This window comes from Sneathiella sp., from assembly GCF_036844445.1.
Lineage (GTDB): Bacteria > Pseudomonadota > Alphaproteobacteria > Sneathiellales > Sneathiellaceae > Sneathiella.
Genome location: NZ_DAIUFV010000007.1, coordinates 1 through 16,847, shown reverse-complemented (window position 1 = coordinate 16,847; position 16,847 = coordinate 1). Strand labels below are relative to the sequence as shown.

The following is a 16,847-nucleotide window of genomic DNA, read 5'->3' as shown; positions in this document are numbered from 1 at the left end:
ATTTCTTTATATGCCTATTGATTAGAGCTCGCGGGATTGCTATACATCCCCAATAACCATGATCCGCCCGTCAGGCCGGGCGTTCCGCTAAATTCATAGTAAAAGCGAAAGATTTAATATGACAAAACTTGAGGATTTTAAGGTTGCGGACATGTCGCTGGCCGACTGGGGACGCAAGGAAATCGCCATTGCCGAAACGGAAATGCCGGGACTGATGGCCTTGCGCGAAGAGTTTGGCAATGCCAAGCCGCTGAAAGGGGCGCGAATCGCCGGTTGCCTGCATATGACGATCCAGACGGCGGTTCTGATCGAGACGCTGACCGCGCTCGGCGCGGAAGTGCGCTGGTCCTCGTGCAATATCTTCTCGACGCAGGATCAGGCCGCCGCTGCCATCGCCGCGACGGGCGTTCCGGTATTCGCCTGGAAGGGACAGACGGAGGAAGAAGCGCTCTGGTGCATCATCCAGACGATCGAGGGGCCGAACGGCTGGCGCCCGAACCTCATTCTCGATGACGGCGGCGATCTTACGCAGGTCATGCATGACAGCTATCCCGGTCTCATGAAGGACGTTCGCGGCATTTCCGAGGAGACCACCACCGGCGTTCATCGCCTCTACGAGATGGCGAAGGTTGGCAAGCTGAAAGTTCCGGCGATCAACGTCAATGACTCGGTCACCAAATCGAAATTCGACAATCTCTATGGCTGCCGGGAAAGCCTCGTGGATGGCATCAAGCGCGCCACCGACGTGATGATCGCGGGCAAGGTTGCTGTCGTGTGCGGCTACGGCGACGTCGGCAAGGGCTCCGCGGCCTCGCTTCGCAGCCAGGGCGCGCGCGTTCTGGTGACGGAGATCGACCCGATCTGCGCCCTGCAGGCGGCGATGGAAGGCTATGAGGTCGTGCATCTTGATGACGTGACGAAATTCGCCGATATTTTCGTCACGACGACCGGCAATATCGACGTCATCACCATCGATCACATGCGGGAGATGAAGGATCGCGCGATTGTCTGCAATATCGGGCATTTCGACTCGGAGATCCAGATCGGTGCGCTCCGCAACTACCCTTGGCACAATGTCAAGCCGCAGGTCGATGAGGTCGAATTCCCCGACGGCAAGCGGCTGATCGTGCTCGCCGAAGGACGGCTGGTCAATCTCGGCTGCGCGACGGGCCACCCGAGCTTCGTGATGAGCGCCTCCTTCACCAATCAGGTGCTGGCGCAGATCGAGCTTTGGGAGCGCCATGCCGAGTACAAGAATGAGGTCTATGTGCTGCCCAAGCATCTCGACGAAAAGGTTGCCCGCCTGCATCTTGGCAAACTCGGTGTGAAGCTGACCGAACTCAGCGAGAAGCAGGCTGACTATATCGGCGTTCCGCAGGCCGGCCCGTTCAAACCGGACCATTATCGCTACTAGGCGGCGGGGCCCGACACGCTCCAAATAACAGAAATGGCTGGCGGGGCTATCCCTCCGGCCATTTTTTTTCTATTCTTTGGCGCGTTATGCGTACCAGGGGGGTGGCATATTCATAAAAGCCAGCGCCATAATGGTGGGCGATAGAGTGAAATTCATGTGCCGGCGGGGATGATAGAACAATTTACTTCCACACAATTGGTTTTCTTGTGGCTGCTGACACTGGCCGTTATCGGCTTGCTGATGGCCGTCTATGTGATGCGCAAGAAAGCACTTTCCCTGCTCAGCCAGAGCGATCGCGACGCGGAGCGGCTGCAGTCGCTGGAAATGACGATCGAGACGCTGAATGCGGAGCGCGACAGGCTCGGCAGCGATATCATCGCCCTCAAATCCTCCCTCGCGACTGCGCGCGCTGAACGCGACAGCTTTATCGAGCTTCTGGATGCCGCCCCCATTCCGGTCTGGCGGCGGGACCAGAGCTCGAAGATCATCTGGCAGAACCGCAAGTATCGCGAGGTCGTCGAATTTGAAGACGGGATGGCGCAGGTGCCGGAGCTCGCCTCCAGCCGCGATCCCGATCAGGCCCGCAAGCTGGCGACGCGGGCGCGCGTCACCGGCCTCACCCAGAGCGAGACGCGGCGCTATATCGTTGACGGCGACCGGCGGAGTTTCACCGTTATTGAAACGCCGCTCGAATTCGACAACGAGCTTGCCGGTTTCGCCCTCGACACGACGGCCGAGGCGGAACTTGCCGATGAGCTGAAACGCCATATCGACGGCCATGCCGATGTGCTGGAGAATATCGCGACGGCAATCGCGATCTACGGCCCCGACCAGCGGCTTGAATTTTTCAATCAGGCTTATGTGAAGCTGTGGCGGATCAATGATGAGTTTCTCTATGGCAAGCCGAGCTTGAGCGAAGTGCTGGATATGCAGCGCGAGCTTCGCCGCCTGCCGGAGCAGGCGGATTTCGCCGCCTATAAGGAAAAGCGCCGGGCCCTCTTCACCAATGTCATCGAGACGCGGGAGGAGCTGGTCCAGCTTCCCGACGAAACGGTGTTGCGCACGCTGATCACGCCGCATCCCTTCGGCGGCCTCTTATTCCTTTTCGAGGATGTGACCGACAAGGTGGTGCTGGAGCGCGCGCGCAACACCCAGATTGCCGTGCAGCGTGCGACGCTCGACAATCTCTATGAAGGGGTCGCGGTGTTCGGCGCGGACGGGCGGCTAAAGCTCTTCAATGCCGCCTATTGCAACATGTGGGGGCTGGAGGAGGAGTTTTTGCGCGGCGAGCTCCATATCTCGCAGATTATTGAATATCATCAGGAGAAAACGGGCCGCATCTGGCCGGCGGAGGTGCGCGAGAAGTTTATCGCCAACGTCACGCGCCGCGATGCGACGAGCGGGCGGCTGGAATATATCGGCGACACCATCATCGACTACAACCGCGTCCCGCTGCCGGATGGGAACGTCCTTTTCACCTACATCGACGTGACGCATGAACTCCGCGCGCAGCGGGCCTTGCGTGAGCGCAACGAAGCGCTGGAGGCGGCGGATCGGATGAAGACGGAGTTTGTCGCGAGCGTCAGCCACGAGCTGCGCACGCCGCTCAACACCATCATCGGCTTTGCCGAAATTCTGGTGAAGGAATTTTTCGGCCCGCTCAACGACAAGCAGGCGGAGTATGGCAAGGGAATTCTCGACAGTTCCGGCCATCTTCTGCTGCTCATCAACGATATTCTCGATATGGCGAATATCCAGGCCGGCAAGATGGAGCTGGAGCGGCAGCCTGTCGATATCGCGCTTGCGCTTCAGAATGTCGTTGCGATGGTACAGGAGCGGGCGAAGAACCGCTATCTTGACATCCGCACCGACATCGATCCTGACATCGGCTTGCTTGAGGTCGATGAGCGGCGGATCAAGCAGGTCGTCTTCAACCTCTTCAGCAATGCGATCAAATTCACGCCGGCCAAGGGCGAAATCACCCTTTCGGCGCGCAAGACGCCGGAAAGCTTCGTCATCAGCGTGCGCGATAATGGCAAGGGCATTGCCGAGGACCAGATTGAGCATATTTTCAAACGCTTCACGAAGGGCAACACGACGCGGCAGAATGCCGGTGCGGGCCTTGGCCTCTCGCTGGTCAAAAGCTTCATCGAGCTGCATGGCGGACATGTGGAGCTGGCCTCGAAAGAGAATGTCGGCACTACGGTTTCCTGTCACCTGCCGCGCTCCATTGCCGTCGCCGTGCAGGCGAGGGCGGGAAATTCCTGACGCGCCATGACAGATCCGGAAATATATCGCTTTCGTGGCGCCTCTCTCGCCGATACCTCGCGACTTGCGGCGGCGCTTGCCGGATTGTTGCAGCCCGGCGATGTGATTGCGCTGGACGGAACGCTGGGTGCGGGTAAGACGGCATTTGTCCGGGCGCTCATACAGGCGCTGGCCGGGCAGGATATCGACGTGCCAAGCCCGACATTCAATCTGCTGCTGGTCTATGATTTTGCCGATTTCACGCTCTACCATTATGATCTTTATCGTCTCGAAAGCCCCGATGACGCGCTTGAACTCGACATAGACGAGGCGTTCGATAATGGCGTATCGCTGATCGAATGGCCGGACCGGCTCGGTCGCTATCTCCCGCCGGATCACTTGCGCATTACCATCACTCTTGCGGGCGAGGGGGGCGGGGAGGCGCGTCTTTTCGTCCTCGCCGGGGACAGCCGGTGGCGGCGACGCCTGCTGCTGCTTGAGGAGATGCTCGGTGCGCAATGAGCTGATCCTCCCGTTTCTCCGCACGGCGGGATATGCGGACGCCGATATCACGCCGCTCGCGGGCGATGCGTCGTCGCGATGGTATGCGCGGCTCTGGACGGAAAGCGGCCCCCTCATCCTGATGGATGCGCCGCCGCCTGAAGATGTCGGGATTTTTGCCGATATCGCCGTCGCTCTCCGCCTCCGCGGCTACAGCGCGCCCGCGATCCTCGCCGAGGATCGAAAGAGCGGCCTCCTCCTGCTTGAGGATCTGGGCGATGATATTTTCGCGCGGCTGATGGAAAAAGGCGCGCCGGAAGCGGCGCTCTATCGCCTCGCCGTTGATTTTCTGGTTGATCTCGGAAAGATGCCGCCGCCTGATTTTCTGCCCGAGTTTTCCGATGCCTATATCATGGCGCAGAACGAAATGTTTCTCGATTATTACGTGCCCGAGAAACTTGGCGCGCCGCTTGGCAGCACAGCGCGGATTTTTTACGAGGATATCTGGCGCAATCTGTTGCCGCGCCTTCGTGTCGGGCCCGAGGTGATGCTGCTTCGCGACTTCCACTCGGAAAACCTGCTCTATCTGAAAGACCGGGAGGGGGTGCAGGCGCTCGGCCTGCTCGATTTTCAGGATGCCCTCAAAGGCCCGCCCGCCTATGATCTCGCCTCACTGCTGCAGGACGCGCGCCGGCAGGTCGATGATGCGCTGGCCGAGGAGATGATCTATCGCTATCTCGATGCGACCGGCCTGCCGGAGCAGGAGTTCCGGCTCTCCTATGCCATTCTCGGGGCGCATCGGGCGCTCAGGATCATGGGGATATTTATCCGCCTTGCCCGGGAGCAGGGCAAGACGCGGTATCTCGGGATGATCCCGCGCATGCAGGGCTATCTTGGCGCCAATCTTGCCCACTCGGGTCTCGCCGCGCTCGATAACTGGCTGCGCCTTACCATCGGGGAGGGGAAATCATGACGGCCCTGCCGCCGCTCGACAGGATGCGCGCGATGATCCTCGCGGCCGGGCTCGGTATGCGGCTTCGCCCGATCACCGATGTGACGCCGAAGCCGCTCGTAAAGGTCGCCGGGCGTGCGCTCATCGATTATTGCTTCGATCTGCTTCGCGCCGCGCACATCCGGCGGGTGGTGGTGAACCGGCATCACCTTGGTGATCAGATCTCCGCCTATCTCGATCAGATGACGGGTTTCGATATTTCCGTTTCCGATGAAACGGCGGCGCTCCTTGAAACCGGCGGCGGGGTGCAGAAGGCGCTGCCGCTCCTCGGTCCCGATCCCTTTTTCGTCATGAATTCGGATGTGATTGTCCGCGATCCCTCAAACTCCGCGCTCCGCCGGATGCACAGCCGCTGGAACGACGCCGAGATGGATGCGCTTCTCCTGCTGCACCCGGTCGCGACCGCCGTAGGTTACGCAGGGGCGGGCGACTTTCACCTTGACGAAAACGGCCGGCTTCGCCGCCGCGCAGCGGGGGAGGCGGCGCCGTACCTCTTTACCGGCGTGCAGCTTTTGCGCCCGTCGCTTTTCGATCGGGTGCCCGCGGGCGCCTTTTCCCTTAATGTGATCTATGACAGGGCGCTTGCCGGGGGGCGGCTATACGGTCTTGTCCATGACGGCGCGTGGCTGCATGTCGGAACGCCCGACGCGGTGCGCGAAGCAACTCGGAGGATTGACGGGGGATAATGGCGGGCAAGGCAGAAAAAGCGACGGTATTCAACATTCCGCCGGAGTACAGCTTCGTTGATGTGCTGGCGCGGGAGATTTTGCGCCGTCACGACGCTGCGGGGCCGGATCTCAGCGCGGTTACCATCCTCACCACGACGCGGCGCGCGGCGCGCGCGCTGCAGGAGGCGTTCCTGCGTGAGACAGACGGAAAGCCCCTGATCCTGCCGCGGATGCGCCCCATCGGGGATGTCGAGGAAGACGAGTTGTTGCTTGAGAGCGATATCGGCGCGGGCGACCTTGGCGAAGCGCTGCTGTCGCTGCCGCCCGCTATCGATCCCTTGCGCCGACAGCTCCTTCTCAGCCGTCTCATTCAGGCGCGGGCGGAAGGCGGTATGGGCGTTGCCGAGGCAGCAAGCCTCGCGGCGGCGCTCGCGCGCCTTCTCGATCAGGTCCATACCGAGGGGCTGGACCTGAAGGACCTTGAACATCTCGTTCCGTCGGAATATGCCGCGCACTGGCAGATCACGTTGCAGTTTCTCGAGATATTGAGCGTTCACTGGCCCGCCATTCTTGCGGCGGAAGGCGCGATTGACCCGGCGTTCCGCCGCGATCTGCTGCTGCGCGCGCAAGTCCGGCACTGGCAGGAGAGGCCGCCCGCGGGCGCGGTCTATGCGGTCGGCTCGACCGGATCGATCCCGGCGACGGCGGATCTGCTGCAAACGGTGGCTTTGATGGAAAATGGCGCGATTGTCCTCCCCGGTCTCGATCGGCATATGGATGACAAAGGCTGGCAGGCCGTCCGGCAGGATCCGACCCATGCCCAGCATGGTCTTTCCCTGCTGCTGGAACGGATCGGGATAACGCGCGCCGATGTCGTCGATCTCACGGATACAGAGGCCCTTTCCTCAAGCGCCGGCCGGATGGCCTTTCTTTCCGAAGCCTTGCGCCCGGCCGAGACCACGGATGAATGGCAGGAGGCGGCTCCGCCGGCCGCGGATGCCCTTGCCGGGGTCTGGCTTCTCAACTCTCCGGATGCGCAAAGCGAGGCGCAGTCGATTGCCCTCCTGATGCGGGAAGCGCTGGAAGTTCCTGAGAAAACAGCCGTTCTGATCACGCCCGACCGCGATCTGTCGCGCCGCGTCGGGGCCGAGCTGCGGCGCTGGCAGGTGGAGGTGGACGATAGCGCCGGAACGAGCCTTGACCAGTCGCCGCCCGGTGTCTTCCTGCGGCTGGTCGCGCGGATGATCGAGAGCGAGGCGGAGCCGGTCGCCCTGCTTGCCGCGCTGAAGCATCCGCTTGCGGCGCGCGGCGTGGCGGCAGATGTCTTCCGCCGTCATGTCCGTGATCTGGAGCGGGCTGTCCTTCGCGGACCGCGCCCGGCGCCGGGATTTGACGGGATTGCCCGCGCCCTCGCCGGCTCCGCCGCGAGCGATGCGTTGCAGGGCTGGTTCGACGACCTCCGTCAGTGCGCCGCGCCGCTTGAAGCGCGTGCAGGCGAAAAAGACGTCGCGTTCAGTGAGTTTCTGCAGGATTTCATCCGCTTTGCCGAGGCGCTCTCAATGCCCGAGGGCGAGGCGAAGTCCGCGCTCTGGCGGGGCAGCTTCGGCGAGGCGGCGGCGACATTCCTCGCCGAGCTTCTCCGTGCCTCCGACGTGCTTGAGGATTTCAGCCCTGCAGCCTGGCCGGAGCTCCTCGACACGCTGATGCGCGGGCGGATGGTGCGCCCGCCCTTTGGCCTGCATCCGCGCCTTCGCATATGGGGCCCGATTGAAGGGCGGCTCGGGCGCGCCGATCTCGTCATCCTCGGCGGCCTCAATGAGGGGAGCTGGCCGCCGGATTCGGGTAGCGATCCATGGATGAGTCGTCCGATGCGGCAGAAATTCGGACTGCCCCTGCCGGAGCAGAAAATTGGCCTTTCCGCGCACGACTTTCAGCAGGCCTTCGGCGCGCGCGAGGTGGTCCTGACGCGCGCCGGAAAAGTTGATGGAACCCCGACCGTTCCCTCGCGCTGGCTGCTCCGGCTTGAGACGCTGCTCGCGAAGTTCGGCCTGAAACTTGAAAGCGCCGATGCCGCGCGGATCGCGAGCTGGCAGCGCGCGCTTGACCAGCCGGAGGAGTATGCGCCCGTCCCGGCGCCACGTCCGACGCCGCCGGTGTCCGCCCGCCCGCGCCGCCTCTCGGTGACGAGGATTGAAAAATGGATCAAGGATCCTTACTCGATCTTCGCCGAGCAGATCTTGAAGCTGACGCCGCTCGATGAGATTGCGATGGATCCCTCGATGGCCGATCGCGGCAGCTTTATTCACGCTGCGCTTGAGAAGTTCGTAAAGACATATCCCGACCGGCTGCCGTCCGATTCGGTGGCGAGGCTGATCGACTTTGGCCGCGAGGCCTTTGGTGATGCAATAAGCTACCCGTCCGTCTGGGCATTCTGGTGGCCGCGTTTTGAGCGTGTCGCGGCCTGGTTTGTCCGCTTCGAGACGGAACGGCGGCGGTATTACAAGCCGCTCCTGACGGAGATCAAGGGTGAGATTTCCATCCCGGCGCCCGAGGCGAGCTTCACGTTAAGCGGCACGGCTGACCGGATCGACCGCGCCCTTTCGGGTGAGGCTCTCTCCATTCTCGATTATAAGACCGGCAGTCCGCCGTCGGTGAAGGAGGTGACAACCGGCGTCTCGCCGCAGCTCGCGCTGGAGGCGGCGATGCTGGCGCGGCACGGGTTTCCGGGCGTTGATCCCGCGCCGGTCGCGGAGCTTGCCTATGTCAAGCTGACCGGCGGTGATCCGGCCGGGGAGTTCTCGAAAGCGGGCGGCGCAAAGGCCCCGCCGGCCGAGGATCTGGCGCGCGACGCCTATGAAGGGCTGCAACGCCTGGTCGCACAATATGACCGCCAGGCGACGCCTTATTTGAGCCAGCCGCGCCCGGATTTGCCGTATCGCTTCAATGATTACGAGCATCTCGCCCGGGTCAAGGAATGGTCGAGCGGGGATGAAGGGGCGGGAGAATGACGCATAACGCACTTGTCGCCGAGGGCATCGCCCGGCAAAAGCGGGCCGCGGATCCGGCAAGCTCCGTCTGGGTGTCGGCATCGGCCGGATCCGGCAAGACGCGGGTGCTGGTCGAACGCTGCCTTCGCCTGATGCTGGCCGGAACGCCGCCGGAAAAAATCCTCTGCATCACCTTCACCAAGGCCGGGGCCGCAGAAATGTCGAACCGGCTGAACGCTGTTCTTGGGGAATGGTCGATCCTTGAGGACGCCGCGCTCGATCAGAATCTTGCCGATCTCCTCGGCACATCGCCCCTTGAGGCGCAGCGGATTGCGGCGCGCCGGCTGTTCGCCCGCGTCCTCGATGCGCCGGGCGGGCTCAAAATCCAGACCATCCATTCCTTCTGCGAATCCGTCCTCGGCCGGTTTCCGCTCGAAGCGCGGCTTGCGCCCAATTTTGAAGTTATGGATGAGCGCACCGCCACCGAGATCATGCAGATCGCCCGTGATGACACATTGCTTGCGAGCCAGCGGCCGGAAAATGCGGCGCTTGGCGATGCGCTCCGCCTGATCGGTGAAAAATCCGCCGAGCAGCAGGTCGAAAAGCTCCTCAAGGTTGTCAGCAGCGAGCGCAGCCGTTTCCTGTCCCTGCGCCGGCGTTTCGGCAGTGTCAACTCGGTGATCCTCCACCTCGCCGAGCGGATCGGCATCGATCCGATGGAAACGGAGGCGCATGTGATCGCTCGCGCCTCCAGCGAGGCGGTTATCAACGGCGCCGCGCTCCGCCGGGCGGTCGAGTATCTGCTGATGGGGAGCGACGGAGATATCGCGCGGGCGGAAAAGATAGCGCTGTGGCTCGGCCAGCCGGAGCGGCGCGCGGAGCTGATGGACGACTACTGCTCCGCCTATTTCACCAAGGATGGAAAGCCTGTCGCGCGGCTCGCCACAAAAAAAGTCGTCGAAGCCTGGCCGTCAATTCTCGACATCCTCGAGGAAGAGCGCCAGCGGATTATCACGCTTAAAGAACAGATAAACAAGGTGCGGGTGTTCTCCTCCACCTCGGCGCTGCTGCGGCTCGGCTTTGCGCTGATCGAGCGCTACGAGGCGGAAAAGACCCGTCGCGGACGGCTTGATTATGACGATCTGATCCTGAAAACCCGCGATCTGCTTATCGGTGATGGCGTAACGCCCTGGGTCATGTTCAAGCTTGATGGCGGCATCGAGCATATCCTTGTCGATGAGGCGCAGGATACGAGCCCGGAGCAGTGGCAGGTTATCGCCGCCCTGGCGGAGGAGTTTTTTGCAGGCGAGGGGGCGGCGCGCAGCGAGCGGACGCTCTTTGTCGTCGGCGACGAAAAGCAGTCAATCTATTCCTTTCAGGGCGCCGATCCGGCGACGTTCGATATCATGCGCCGGCGCTTTGAAGAAAAGGCCACTGCGGCCGGCAAGGAATGGCGGAACGTTCCGCTCGACCTTTCTTTCCGCTCGGCGATGAGCGTACTCAGGCTTGTCGATGACGTCTTTGCGCCCGTTGAGGCGCGCCGCGGGCTCACCTCCGCAGGCGATGAGGTGAAACATTTCGTCCGGCGCATGGGGGCGGCTGGCCTCGTCGAGATATGGCCGACGGTCAAGCCGCCTGAAGACACCGACGCCGATCCGTGGAACGCGCCGATGACGCAGGCGCCCGATAGCAATCCTCCCGCTGAACTGGCGCGGCGGATCGCGAGCCAGATCCGGCTCTGGCTCGACAGCGGTGAGGTTTTGAGCGCGACGGGCGAGCCTGTTCGGCCGCGCGACATCATGATCCTCGTGCAAAAGCGCAACCGGTTCTTCGCAAGTATGGTGCGGGCGCTGAAGCTCGCCGACATTCCCGTCGCCGGGACCGACCGGATGGTGCTGACCGATCAGCTTGCGGTGATGGATCTGATGGCGCTCGCCCGCTTCGTGCTGCTGCCGGAGGACGATCTCAACCTCGCGGTCGTGCTGAAAAGCCCGTTTGTCGGCTGCGACGACAACCAGCTTTTCGAACTTGCCTATGGCCGCAAAGACAGCCTGTGGCGGGCGCTTCGTGAAAACAGGCCGGGGCTTGCGCTGTTCGATACCGCGCGCGCACTCCTCTCCGAATTGCTGGCGCGCGCCGATTATGTGCCGGTTTACGAGTTCTTTGCCGATATTCTGGGCCGCCTCGGCGGGCGGCGGGCGCTGCTCCGGCGGCTTGGCGCGGAGGCGGCGGAACCGATCGAGGAATTTCTCTCTCTTGCGCTCGCCTATCAGCGGACCGAAGCAACCTCGCTGCAGGGCTTTCTGCACTGGATCGAGGCGGGCGCCGCGGAGATCAAGCGAGATATGGAGCAGGGGCGGGATGAGGTGCGCGTCCTCACGGTGCATGGATCCAAGGGGTTGCAGGCACCAATCGTGTTCCTTCCCGACACCTGTCAGGGGACGAGCGCGAGCGATCCGCTGCTGTGGACAGAGGACGCGCCTGCATTCCCGCTCTGGCCGGTCAAAAAGGAAAATGACGATCCCGCGACCAGGGCCGCGCGCGAGCTTGCCAAAGAGCGCGCGCTTGAGGAGCGAAAGCGCCTGCTCTATGTGGCGCTGACGCGGGCGGAAGACCGCCTTTATATCTGCGGCTGGGAGGGCAAGACCAGGCCCCCGGCTGATTGCTGGTATAATCTGATCGATCCGGCGTTCGGTGAGGGGGTCGATGAGGTCGAGCTTCCCTGGGGCGAGGTCGCGCGGCGGTGGTCGAGCGGCAAGGTGACCGAAACGGCACCGGAAAGGGTGACATCTGATACCATAGTGGTGCCACTGCCGGCATGGATCGGGGAAAAGGCGCCGGATGAGCCCATCCCGTCCCGGCCGCTTGCGCCCTCGCGCGAGGAGGATGATACACCCGGCAGCTCCCCGCTTGGCGATGACGGCGGACGGCGCTTTCATCGCGGCCTGCTGATCCATCGGCTGCTTGAAACCCTGCCCTCGGTGCGGGCGGAGGACCGCGAAACCGTCGCCCGGCGCTGGCTCGCCCGACCGCTCCATGCGCTCGATGCAGAGCAGCAGGCGGAGATTTTGAACGAGACGCTGAAAGTCATCAATGATCCCGATTTCGCGCCAATTTTTGCGCCGGGAAGTCTTGCCGAAGTTCCGATCAGCGGCGTCTTCGATGGCCGCGTCGTCACCGGCCAGATCGACCGGCTTCTGATCGGGGAGCGGGAGATTCTGATAATCGATTACAAAACGAACCGCCCCTCGCCCCGGGACATTGCCGATGTGCCGCTCATATATATAAGGCAGATGGCGCATTACCGCCGCGCAATGCAGGAAATGCACCCCGATAAGGCCGTAAAATGCGCGCTTTTATGGACTGAAGGGCCGCATTTGATGGTCTTGCCGGCGGACAGAATGTGATCATGTTCACTTGACGTTACAATATGTGACACGTACATTTACGACCAAAGAGTTCTCCCTCGGGTGCGCAGGAGGCTCAGATTTTTTGCCTGAAAGAGGATAATTATGAGCACTACCAAAGTTACCGACTCTTCCTTCAAGGAAGATGTTCTGGACAGTTCCGGCCTGGTTCTGGTTGATTTCTGGGCGGAATGGTGCGGCCCCTGCAAGCAGATCGCTCCCGCGCTGGATCAGATTGCCACTGAGATGAAGGGGCAGCTCAAGGTCGCCAAGATCAACATCGACGAGAACCCGCAGACCCCGACCAAATACGGCGTACGCGGCATTCCGACGCTGATTCTGTTCAAGGACGGGCAAATCGCCGCAACGAAAGTCGGGGCCTCTCCGAAAAGCGCGATCGAGGACTGGATCAAGTCCGCGTCCTGACGCAAAAATCGGATGATTTCGACAAAAGCGGGCCTTCTGGTCCGCTTTTTTATCCGCTGAAGGGGCGCGGGGACGATGGCAAAGCTGATCTCTAACGGTATTTCCCTCGAATATGAAACATTCGGCGCGGCCGCCGATCCGGCGGTGGTGCTGATTGCCGGGCTCGGGTTTCAACTGATCGACTGGCCCGTCGCCTTTTGCGAGGCGATTGCCGCCGAGGGCTTTTATGTCGTCCGCTTTGACAACCGTGATATCGGCCTCTCCCAGAAGATGGAGCAGCTGGGCCTCCCGGACATGGGCCGGATCCTGCAGCAGGTGCAGACGCAGCAGACGCCGAGCGTCCCTTATCATCTGAGCGATATGGCCGCCGACGTCGCCGGGCTGCTCGCGGGCCTCGGCATTGAGCGGGCGCATATCGTCGGCATGTCGATGGGCGGGATGATTGCGCAGCTGGCGGCGATTTTTTACCCCGAAAAGCTCTACAGCCTGACGTCGATCATGTCCTCGAGCGGTAACCGCCACCTGCCGCCGCCGACGGCGGCGGCGACCTCGGTCCTGATGGCGGCGCCGGCCAGCCAGAATGAGGATGACGTGGTCGCCTTCGGCCTGCAGGTCAATGACGTGATCGGCAGTCCCGGCTATCGCTGGGACCGTGCGGCGCTGGAGGCGCATATTCGCGCCTGCGTCCGGCGCTGCTATTGCCCGAGCGGTTACATGCGCCAGTATGCGGCGGTGCTCGCATCCAACCCGCGGGTCTCCGAACTGCCGCATATCGGAGCGCCGACGCTCGTCATCCACGGGCTCGACGATCCGCTTGTGCCCTATGCGGCGGGGGAAGACACGGCCCGCCTGATCCCGGGCGCCCGGCTCGAGCTGGTCGCGGGCATGGGGCACGACCTGTCGCCGGCCCTTTGCGCGCATCTCGCCGGCATTCTGATCCCCCATCTCACCTCGCACCGCCGCGGCTGAGCGGCCGGCGCCGCACCTCTAGCGAAACGCCGGCTCCTCAAAGCTGCGGAGCTTGCGCGAATGCAGGCTTTCGACGCCCTGGCGACAAAGCTGCTGCAACGTATCGATGCCGATATGCAGATGCATGGACGTGCGATCCTGATAGAATTTGTTGGCCATGCCGGCGAGTTTGATTTCGCCATGCACCGGCTTGTCGGAGACGCAGAGGAGCGTGCCGTAGGGAACGCGGAAGCGAAAGCCGTTTGCCGCGATCGTGGCGCTTTCCATGTCGACGGCGATGGCGCGGCTCTGGTTGAAGCGGACCGCAAGCTCCTTGTGGCGCAGCTCCCAGTTGCGATCATCGGTCGTATAGACGGTGCCGGTGCGCAAATACTCCTTCACCCCGCCGCTGTCGGTGGTGCGCGCAACCGCCGCCGTCAGCGCGACCTGGATTTCAGCAATGGCGGGGAGGGGAACTTCGGGCGGAATATCCTCATCCAGCACATGATCGGCGCGGACATAGGCGTGGGCGAGCACGAAATCGCCAAGGCGCTGGCTGTGACGCAGGCCGCCGCAATGGCCGACCATCAGCCAGCAATGCGGCCGCAGAACTGCGATATGATCGGTGATGGTTTTGGCGTTGGCCGGCCCGACGCCGATATTGACGAGCGTGATCCCCATATGCTTTTCGGCCACCAGATGGTAGGCGGGCATCTGCGGCAGGTGAGCGGGTGCGGTCCCGCTCGGCGGGGCGGGGGAAAGGCGCGGGTTGGGCGTTACTACATTGCCGGGCTCGACAAAGGCGGTGTATTCCGTTCCTTCCGACACCTGCTTCTTGCCGAATTCGACGAACTCGTCGACATAGCGCTGGTAGTTGGTGAACAGGATGAAGCGCTGGAAATGCATCGGCTGGGTGCCGGTGTAGTGATAGAGCCGGGCGAGCGAGAAATCGATCCGCTCGGCCGGGAAAAGCGCGAGCGGGCGCGGCGTTCCCTCCACCCAGACATTGGTGCCGTTCGCAATATTGTCGTTGATATTGGCAAGATCGGGCATGGTGAAGATGGTCTGAAGCGCCGGCATATCGTCGGCGGAGACACTCGCCGACGCGGTCTCGATAACGAACGGCAGCGGCATTGGCCGATCGCTGAGGCCGACATAGACGGGGCGCTGATGATTGCCGAGGATCAGCCTTATCTGCTCTTTCAGATAGCTTTCGAACAACTCCGGCTGCGTCAGCGTCGTTCCGAAGGTTCCCGCTGCGTCAATCTTTCCGTAGGCGCGCTTGCCCGTGCGGCTGATATCCGTCGTCTCCACGGTCAGCCCGAGATAGGGATAGAAGCCGGGCTCCGCCGGGCTGGTCTTGTCGCCGCCCTCGAATGCGCCGAACCGGCGTTTCACCTTGTCGGCATTCTCCCTGTAAAGAACGCGGATGCGTTCAAAAGCGGCGTCTTCATCGGTGAATTCCTGAAGGTCCGTGACATTTCCATGCGTGCCGACCAGGCCGTTCAGTAATTCCGTCATTTTCCGCTTCCTTTTGCTTCGGGCCGCCCCTATGACTGCCCCATCTTCAATTATCTGGAGTTGGCCCGATTCTACCATTAAACTCGGATCGGGAAAATAAGGGAAGAAATGGTGGCAACTCTCACGCTCGCCCCGATGGAAGGGGTCGTCGACGTTTATATGCGCGATATGCTGACGGAGATCGGCGGCTTTGATCTCTGCGTCAGTGAATTTGTGCGGGTCAGCCAGCATGTCTATCCTGCGTCCGTCTTCTACCAGCTCTGCCCCGAGCTTAGAACGGGCGGCAAAACGTCGGCTGGCGTGCCGGTGCATGTCCAGATCATGGGCGGGGAGGCATCCGTTATGGCGGAGAACGCAGCCTTTGCCGCGGAGCTCGGCGCCCCCGGGATTGACCTCAATTTCGGCTGTCCGGCAAAAACCGTCAACCGGCATGACGCCGGCGCCACCCTGCTGCAATGGCCGGAGCGCCTGTATGAGATCGTCTCCGCCGTTCGCGGCGCCGTGCCGCGCGAGGTGCCGGTCAGTGCGAAGATGCGGCTCGGCTTCACCGATAAGGGGCTTGCGCTCGATAATGCGCTGGCGGCGGAGGCGGGCGGGGCTATAAAGCTCACGGTCCATGCCCGCACCAAGCTCGAAGGATATCGTCCGCCGGCGCATTGGGAATATCTGCGACCGATCCGCGAACGCCTGCGCATCCCGGTTGTCGCCAACGGGGAGATCTGGACGCGGGCCGACTATGAAAAGTGCCGGGAAGTGAGCGGCTGCGCGGATGTGATGGTCGGGCGGGGAGTGATCGCGCGCCCCTCGCTCGGCCGTGAAATTTGTGCGGAGACGCCGGCCTCCGGCGCCGCGTTCGAGTGGCCGGACATCCTCGAGCTTATCGGCATCTATCAGGGAAAGATCCGCGAGATGCAGGCGCCGCCCCGCGAAGCCGGTCGGCTTAAACAATGGATCAAGCTGCTCGGCCGGACCTATCCTGCGGCCAACGACCTCTTCCTCGCCATCCGCCGGCTCGAGACGACGGAGGCGATCATGGCGGAGGTGGCCCGCACGGGGCGGGAGCTGCGGACCGCAGCATGACAGGCGGCCGCGCCGGATATGATGCAGCTCTGGCTCTTTCAGGTGCCGGCCGCGGTCTCCCGGCGGGCGCGGCGATGGAGAAGATGCGCCATGACGCCCGTTCCGGCGACAATCCCCGACAAATTTGCCACAATATCCAGAACTTCGAAGTCGCGCCCTGTAAAAGGCTGGAGAAATTCGATCGCAACGCTTACCATAAAGCTTATCAGGCATAAGATAAGGCGCTCGCGCCAGTTTCGTCCCGCATGACAGGCTATCAGGGCAAGAATGGCATAGGCGGAGAAATGACGAATCTTATCATTCACCAGCCCGGTAAATTCAGGCTCATTCCCCGGCGGAAGCAGGGAAAGCACCGTCAGGACAATGATCCCCAGTACCCATGCGGCAAACGCGGCCCGGTAGCTGATATAAATTTTATTTTTTAGGACGGACATTTGCGGTTAAAGTCATAGTTTCAGGAATAATTAACGATAACATTATATTTTATTCGCAAGCAATTTGTGGTTTGTAGCCCTTTCTCAAGGTATCACCCGGACAGGCTATACCGGCATATTCTCACGTTGGAATTGGGGTATGGAAGCCAGAATGCCTGAAGTCGGAGAATTTCGGTGAATAAAATATCGGAAAGCAGATTAG

At 62.0% G+C, this 16,847-nt stretch carries 12 protein-coding genes; 10 read left to right on the top strand and 2 right to left on the bottom strand.

The features are described from left to right. The first annotated feature begins 118 nt into the window (after positions 1-118). The 9 genes from ahcY (at position 119) to V7Z56_RS13265 (ending at position 13,631) form a co-directional block, all read left to right on the top strand. Positions 119-1,414 (top strand): adenosylhomocysteinase, encoded by a 1,296-nt coding sequence (ahcY, locus tag V7Z56_RS13305; RefSeq protein ID WP_334129996.1) that lies wholly within the window; start codon positions 119-121, stop codon positions 1,412-1,414. A gap of 204 nt (positions 1,415-1,618) precedes the next feature. Further along, positions 1,619-3,682 carry an ATP-binding protein gene (locus V7Z56_RS13300; protein WP_334129995.1) on the top strand — a complete coding sequence of 688 codons (2,064 nt, stop codon included), beginning with the start codon at positions 1,619-1,621 and terminating at the stop codon, positions 3,680-3,682. Positions 3,683-3,688: 6 nt separating this feature from the next. After that, positions 3,689-4,183 (top strand): tRNA (adenosine(37)-N6)-threonylcarbamoyltransferase complex ATPase subunit type 1 TsaE, encoded by a 495-nt coding sequence (gene tsaE / locus V7Z56_RS13295; protein WP_334129994.1) that lies wholly within the window; start codon positions 3,689-3,691, stop codon positions 4,181-4,183. Then, positions 4,173-5,135 carry an aminoglycoside phosphotransferase family protein gene (locus tag V7Z56_RS13290; RefSeq protein WP_334129993.1) on the top strand — a complete coding sequence of 321 codons (963 nt, stop codon included), beginning with the start codon at positions 4,173-4,175 and terminating at the stop codon, positions 5,133-5,135. The genes tsaE and V7Z56_RS13290 overlap by 11 nt, the downstream gene beginning before the upstream one ends. After that, positions 5,132-5,860 (top strand): nucleotidyltransferase family protein, encoded by a 729-nt coding sequence (locus V7Z56_RS13285; RefSeq protein WP_334129992.1) that lies wholly within the window; start codon positions 5,132-5,134, stop codon positions 5,858-5,860. The genes V7Z56_RS13290 and V7Z56_RS13285 overlap by 4 nt, the downstream gene beginning before the upstream one ends. Further along, positions 5,860-8,850, top strand: a complete 2,991-nt coding sequence (gene addB / locus V7Z56_RS13280; RefSeq protein WP_334129991.1) for a double-strand break repair protein AddB — start codon at positions 5,860-5,862, stop codon at positions 8,848-8,850. Before V7Z56_RS13285 ends, addB begins: the two co-directional genes overlap by 1 nt. Then, positions 8,847-12,236 (top strand): double-strand break repair helicase AddA, encoded by a 3,390-nt coding sequence (gene addA, locus V7Z56_RS13275; protein WP_334129990.1) that lies wholly within the window; start codon positions 8,847-8,849, stop codon positions 12,234-12,236. Before addB ends, addA begins: the two co-directional genes overlap by 4 nt. A 105-nt stretch (positions 12,237-12,341) precedes the next feature. Then, positions 12,342-12,662, top strand: a complete 321-nt coding sequence (gene trxA / locus V7Z56_RS13270) for a thioredoxin TrxA (RefSeq protein ID WP_334129989.1) — start codon at positions 12,342-12,344, stop codon at positions 12,660-12,662. Positions 12,663-12,737: 75 nt separating this feature from the next. Then, a complete protein-coding gene (locus tag V7Z56_RS13265) occupies positions 12,738-13,631 on the top strand; it encodes an alpha/beta fold hydrolase (RefSeq protein WP_334129988.1) in 894 nt (297 codons plus the stop codon). Positions 13,632-13,649: 18 nt separating this feature from the next. Here the strand turns inward: V7Z56_RS13265 and V7Z56_RS13260 are convergent, their stop codons facing one another. Continuing rightward, on the bottom strand, positions 13,650-15,131 hold the full coding sequence (locus tag V7Z56_RS13260; protein ID WP_334129987.1) for an AMP nucleosidase: 1,482 nt from the start codon (positions 15,129-15,131) through the stop codon (positions 13,650-13,652). Between the two features lie 108 nt (positions 15,132-15,239). On the opposite strand from V7Z56_RS13260, the gene V7Z56_RS13255 reads away from it, so the two are divergent. Next, complete coding sequence (locus V7Z56_RS13255; protein ID WP_334129986.1) at positions 15,240-16,211, top strand: tRNA dihydrouridine synthase; 972 nt, start codon at positions 15,240-15,242, stop codon at positions 16,209-16,211. Positions 16,212-16,249: 38 nt separating this feature from the next. Here the strand turns inward: V7Z56_RS13255 and V7Z56_RS13250 are convergent, their stop codons facing one another. Further along, positions 16,250-16,645: a VanZ family protein gene (locus tag V7Z56_RS13250; protein ID WP_334129985.1), complete on the bottom strand. Its 396-nt coding sequence runs from the start codon at positions 16,643-16,645 to the stop codon at positions 16,250-16,252. Positions 16,646-16,847: the final 202 nt, after the last annotated feature.

Excerpts from the sequence above, each read along its gene's own strand:
- ahcY (WP_334129996.1), top strand. The coding sequence starts at position 119 with ATGACAAAACTTGAGGATTTTAAGGTTGCGGACATGTCGCTGGCCGAC.
- tsaE (WP_334129994.1), top strand. The coding sequence starts at position 3,689 with ATGACAGATCCGGAAATATATCGCTTTCGTGGCGCCTCTCTCGCCGAT.
- V7Z56_RS13285 (WP_334129992.1), top strand. The coding sequence starts at position 5,132 with ATGACGGCCCTGCCGCCGCTCGACAGGATGCGCGCGATGATCCTCGCG.
- addB (WP_334129991.1), top strand. The coding sequence starts at position 5,860 with ATGGCGGGCAAGGCAGAAAAAGCGACGGTATTCAACATTCCGCCGGAG.
- addA (WP_334129990.1), top strand. The coding sequence starts at position 8,847 with ATGACGCATAACGCACTTGTCGCCGAGGGCATCGCCCGGCAAAAGCGG.
- trxA (WP_334129989.1), top strand. The coding sequence starts at position 12,342 with ATGAGCACTACCAAAGTTACCGACTCTTCCTTCAAGGAAGATGTTCTG.
- V7Z56_RS13265 (WP_334129988.1), top strand. The coding sequence starts at position 12,738 with ATGGCAAAGCTGATCTCTAACGGTATTTCCCTCGAATATGAAACATTC.
- V7Z56_RS13260 (WP_334129987.1), bottom strand. The coding sequence starts at position 15,131 with ATGACGGAATTACTGAACGGCCTGGTCGGCACGCATGGAAATGTCACG.
- V7Z56_RS13255 (WP_334129986.1), top strand. The coding sequence starts at position 15,240 with ATGGTGGCAACTCTCACGCTCGCCCCGATGGAAGGGGTCGTCGACGTT.
- V7Z56_RS13250 (WP_334129985.1), bottom strand. The coding sequence starts at position 16,645 with ATGTCCGTCCTAAAAAATAAAATTTATATCAGCTACCGGGCCGCGTTT.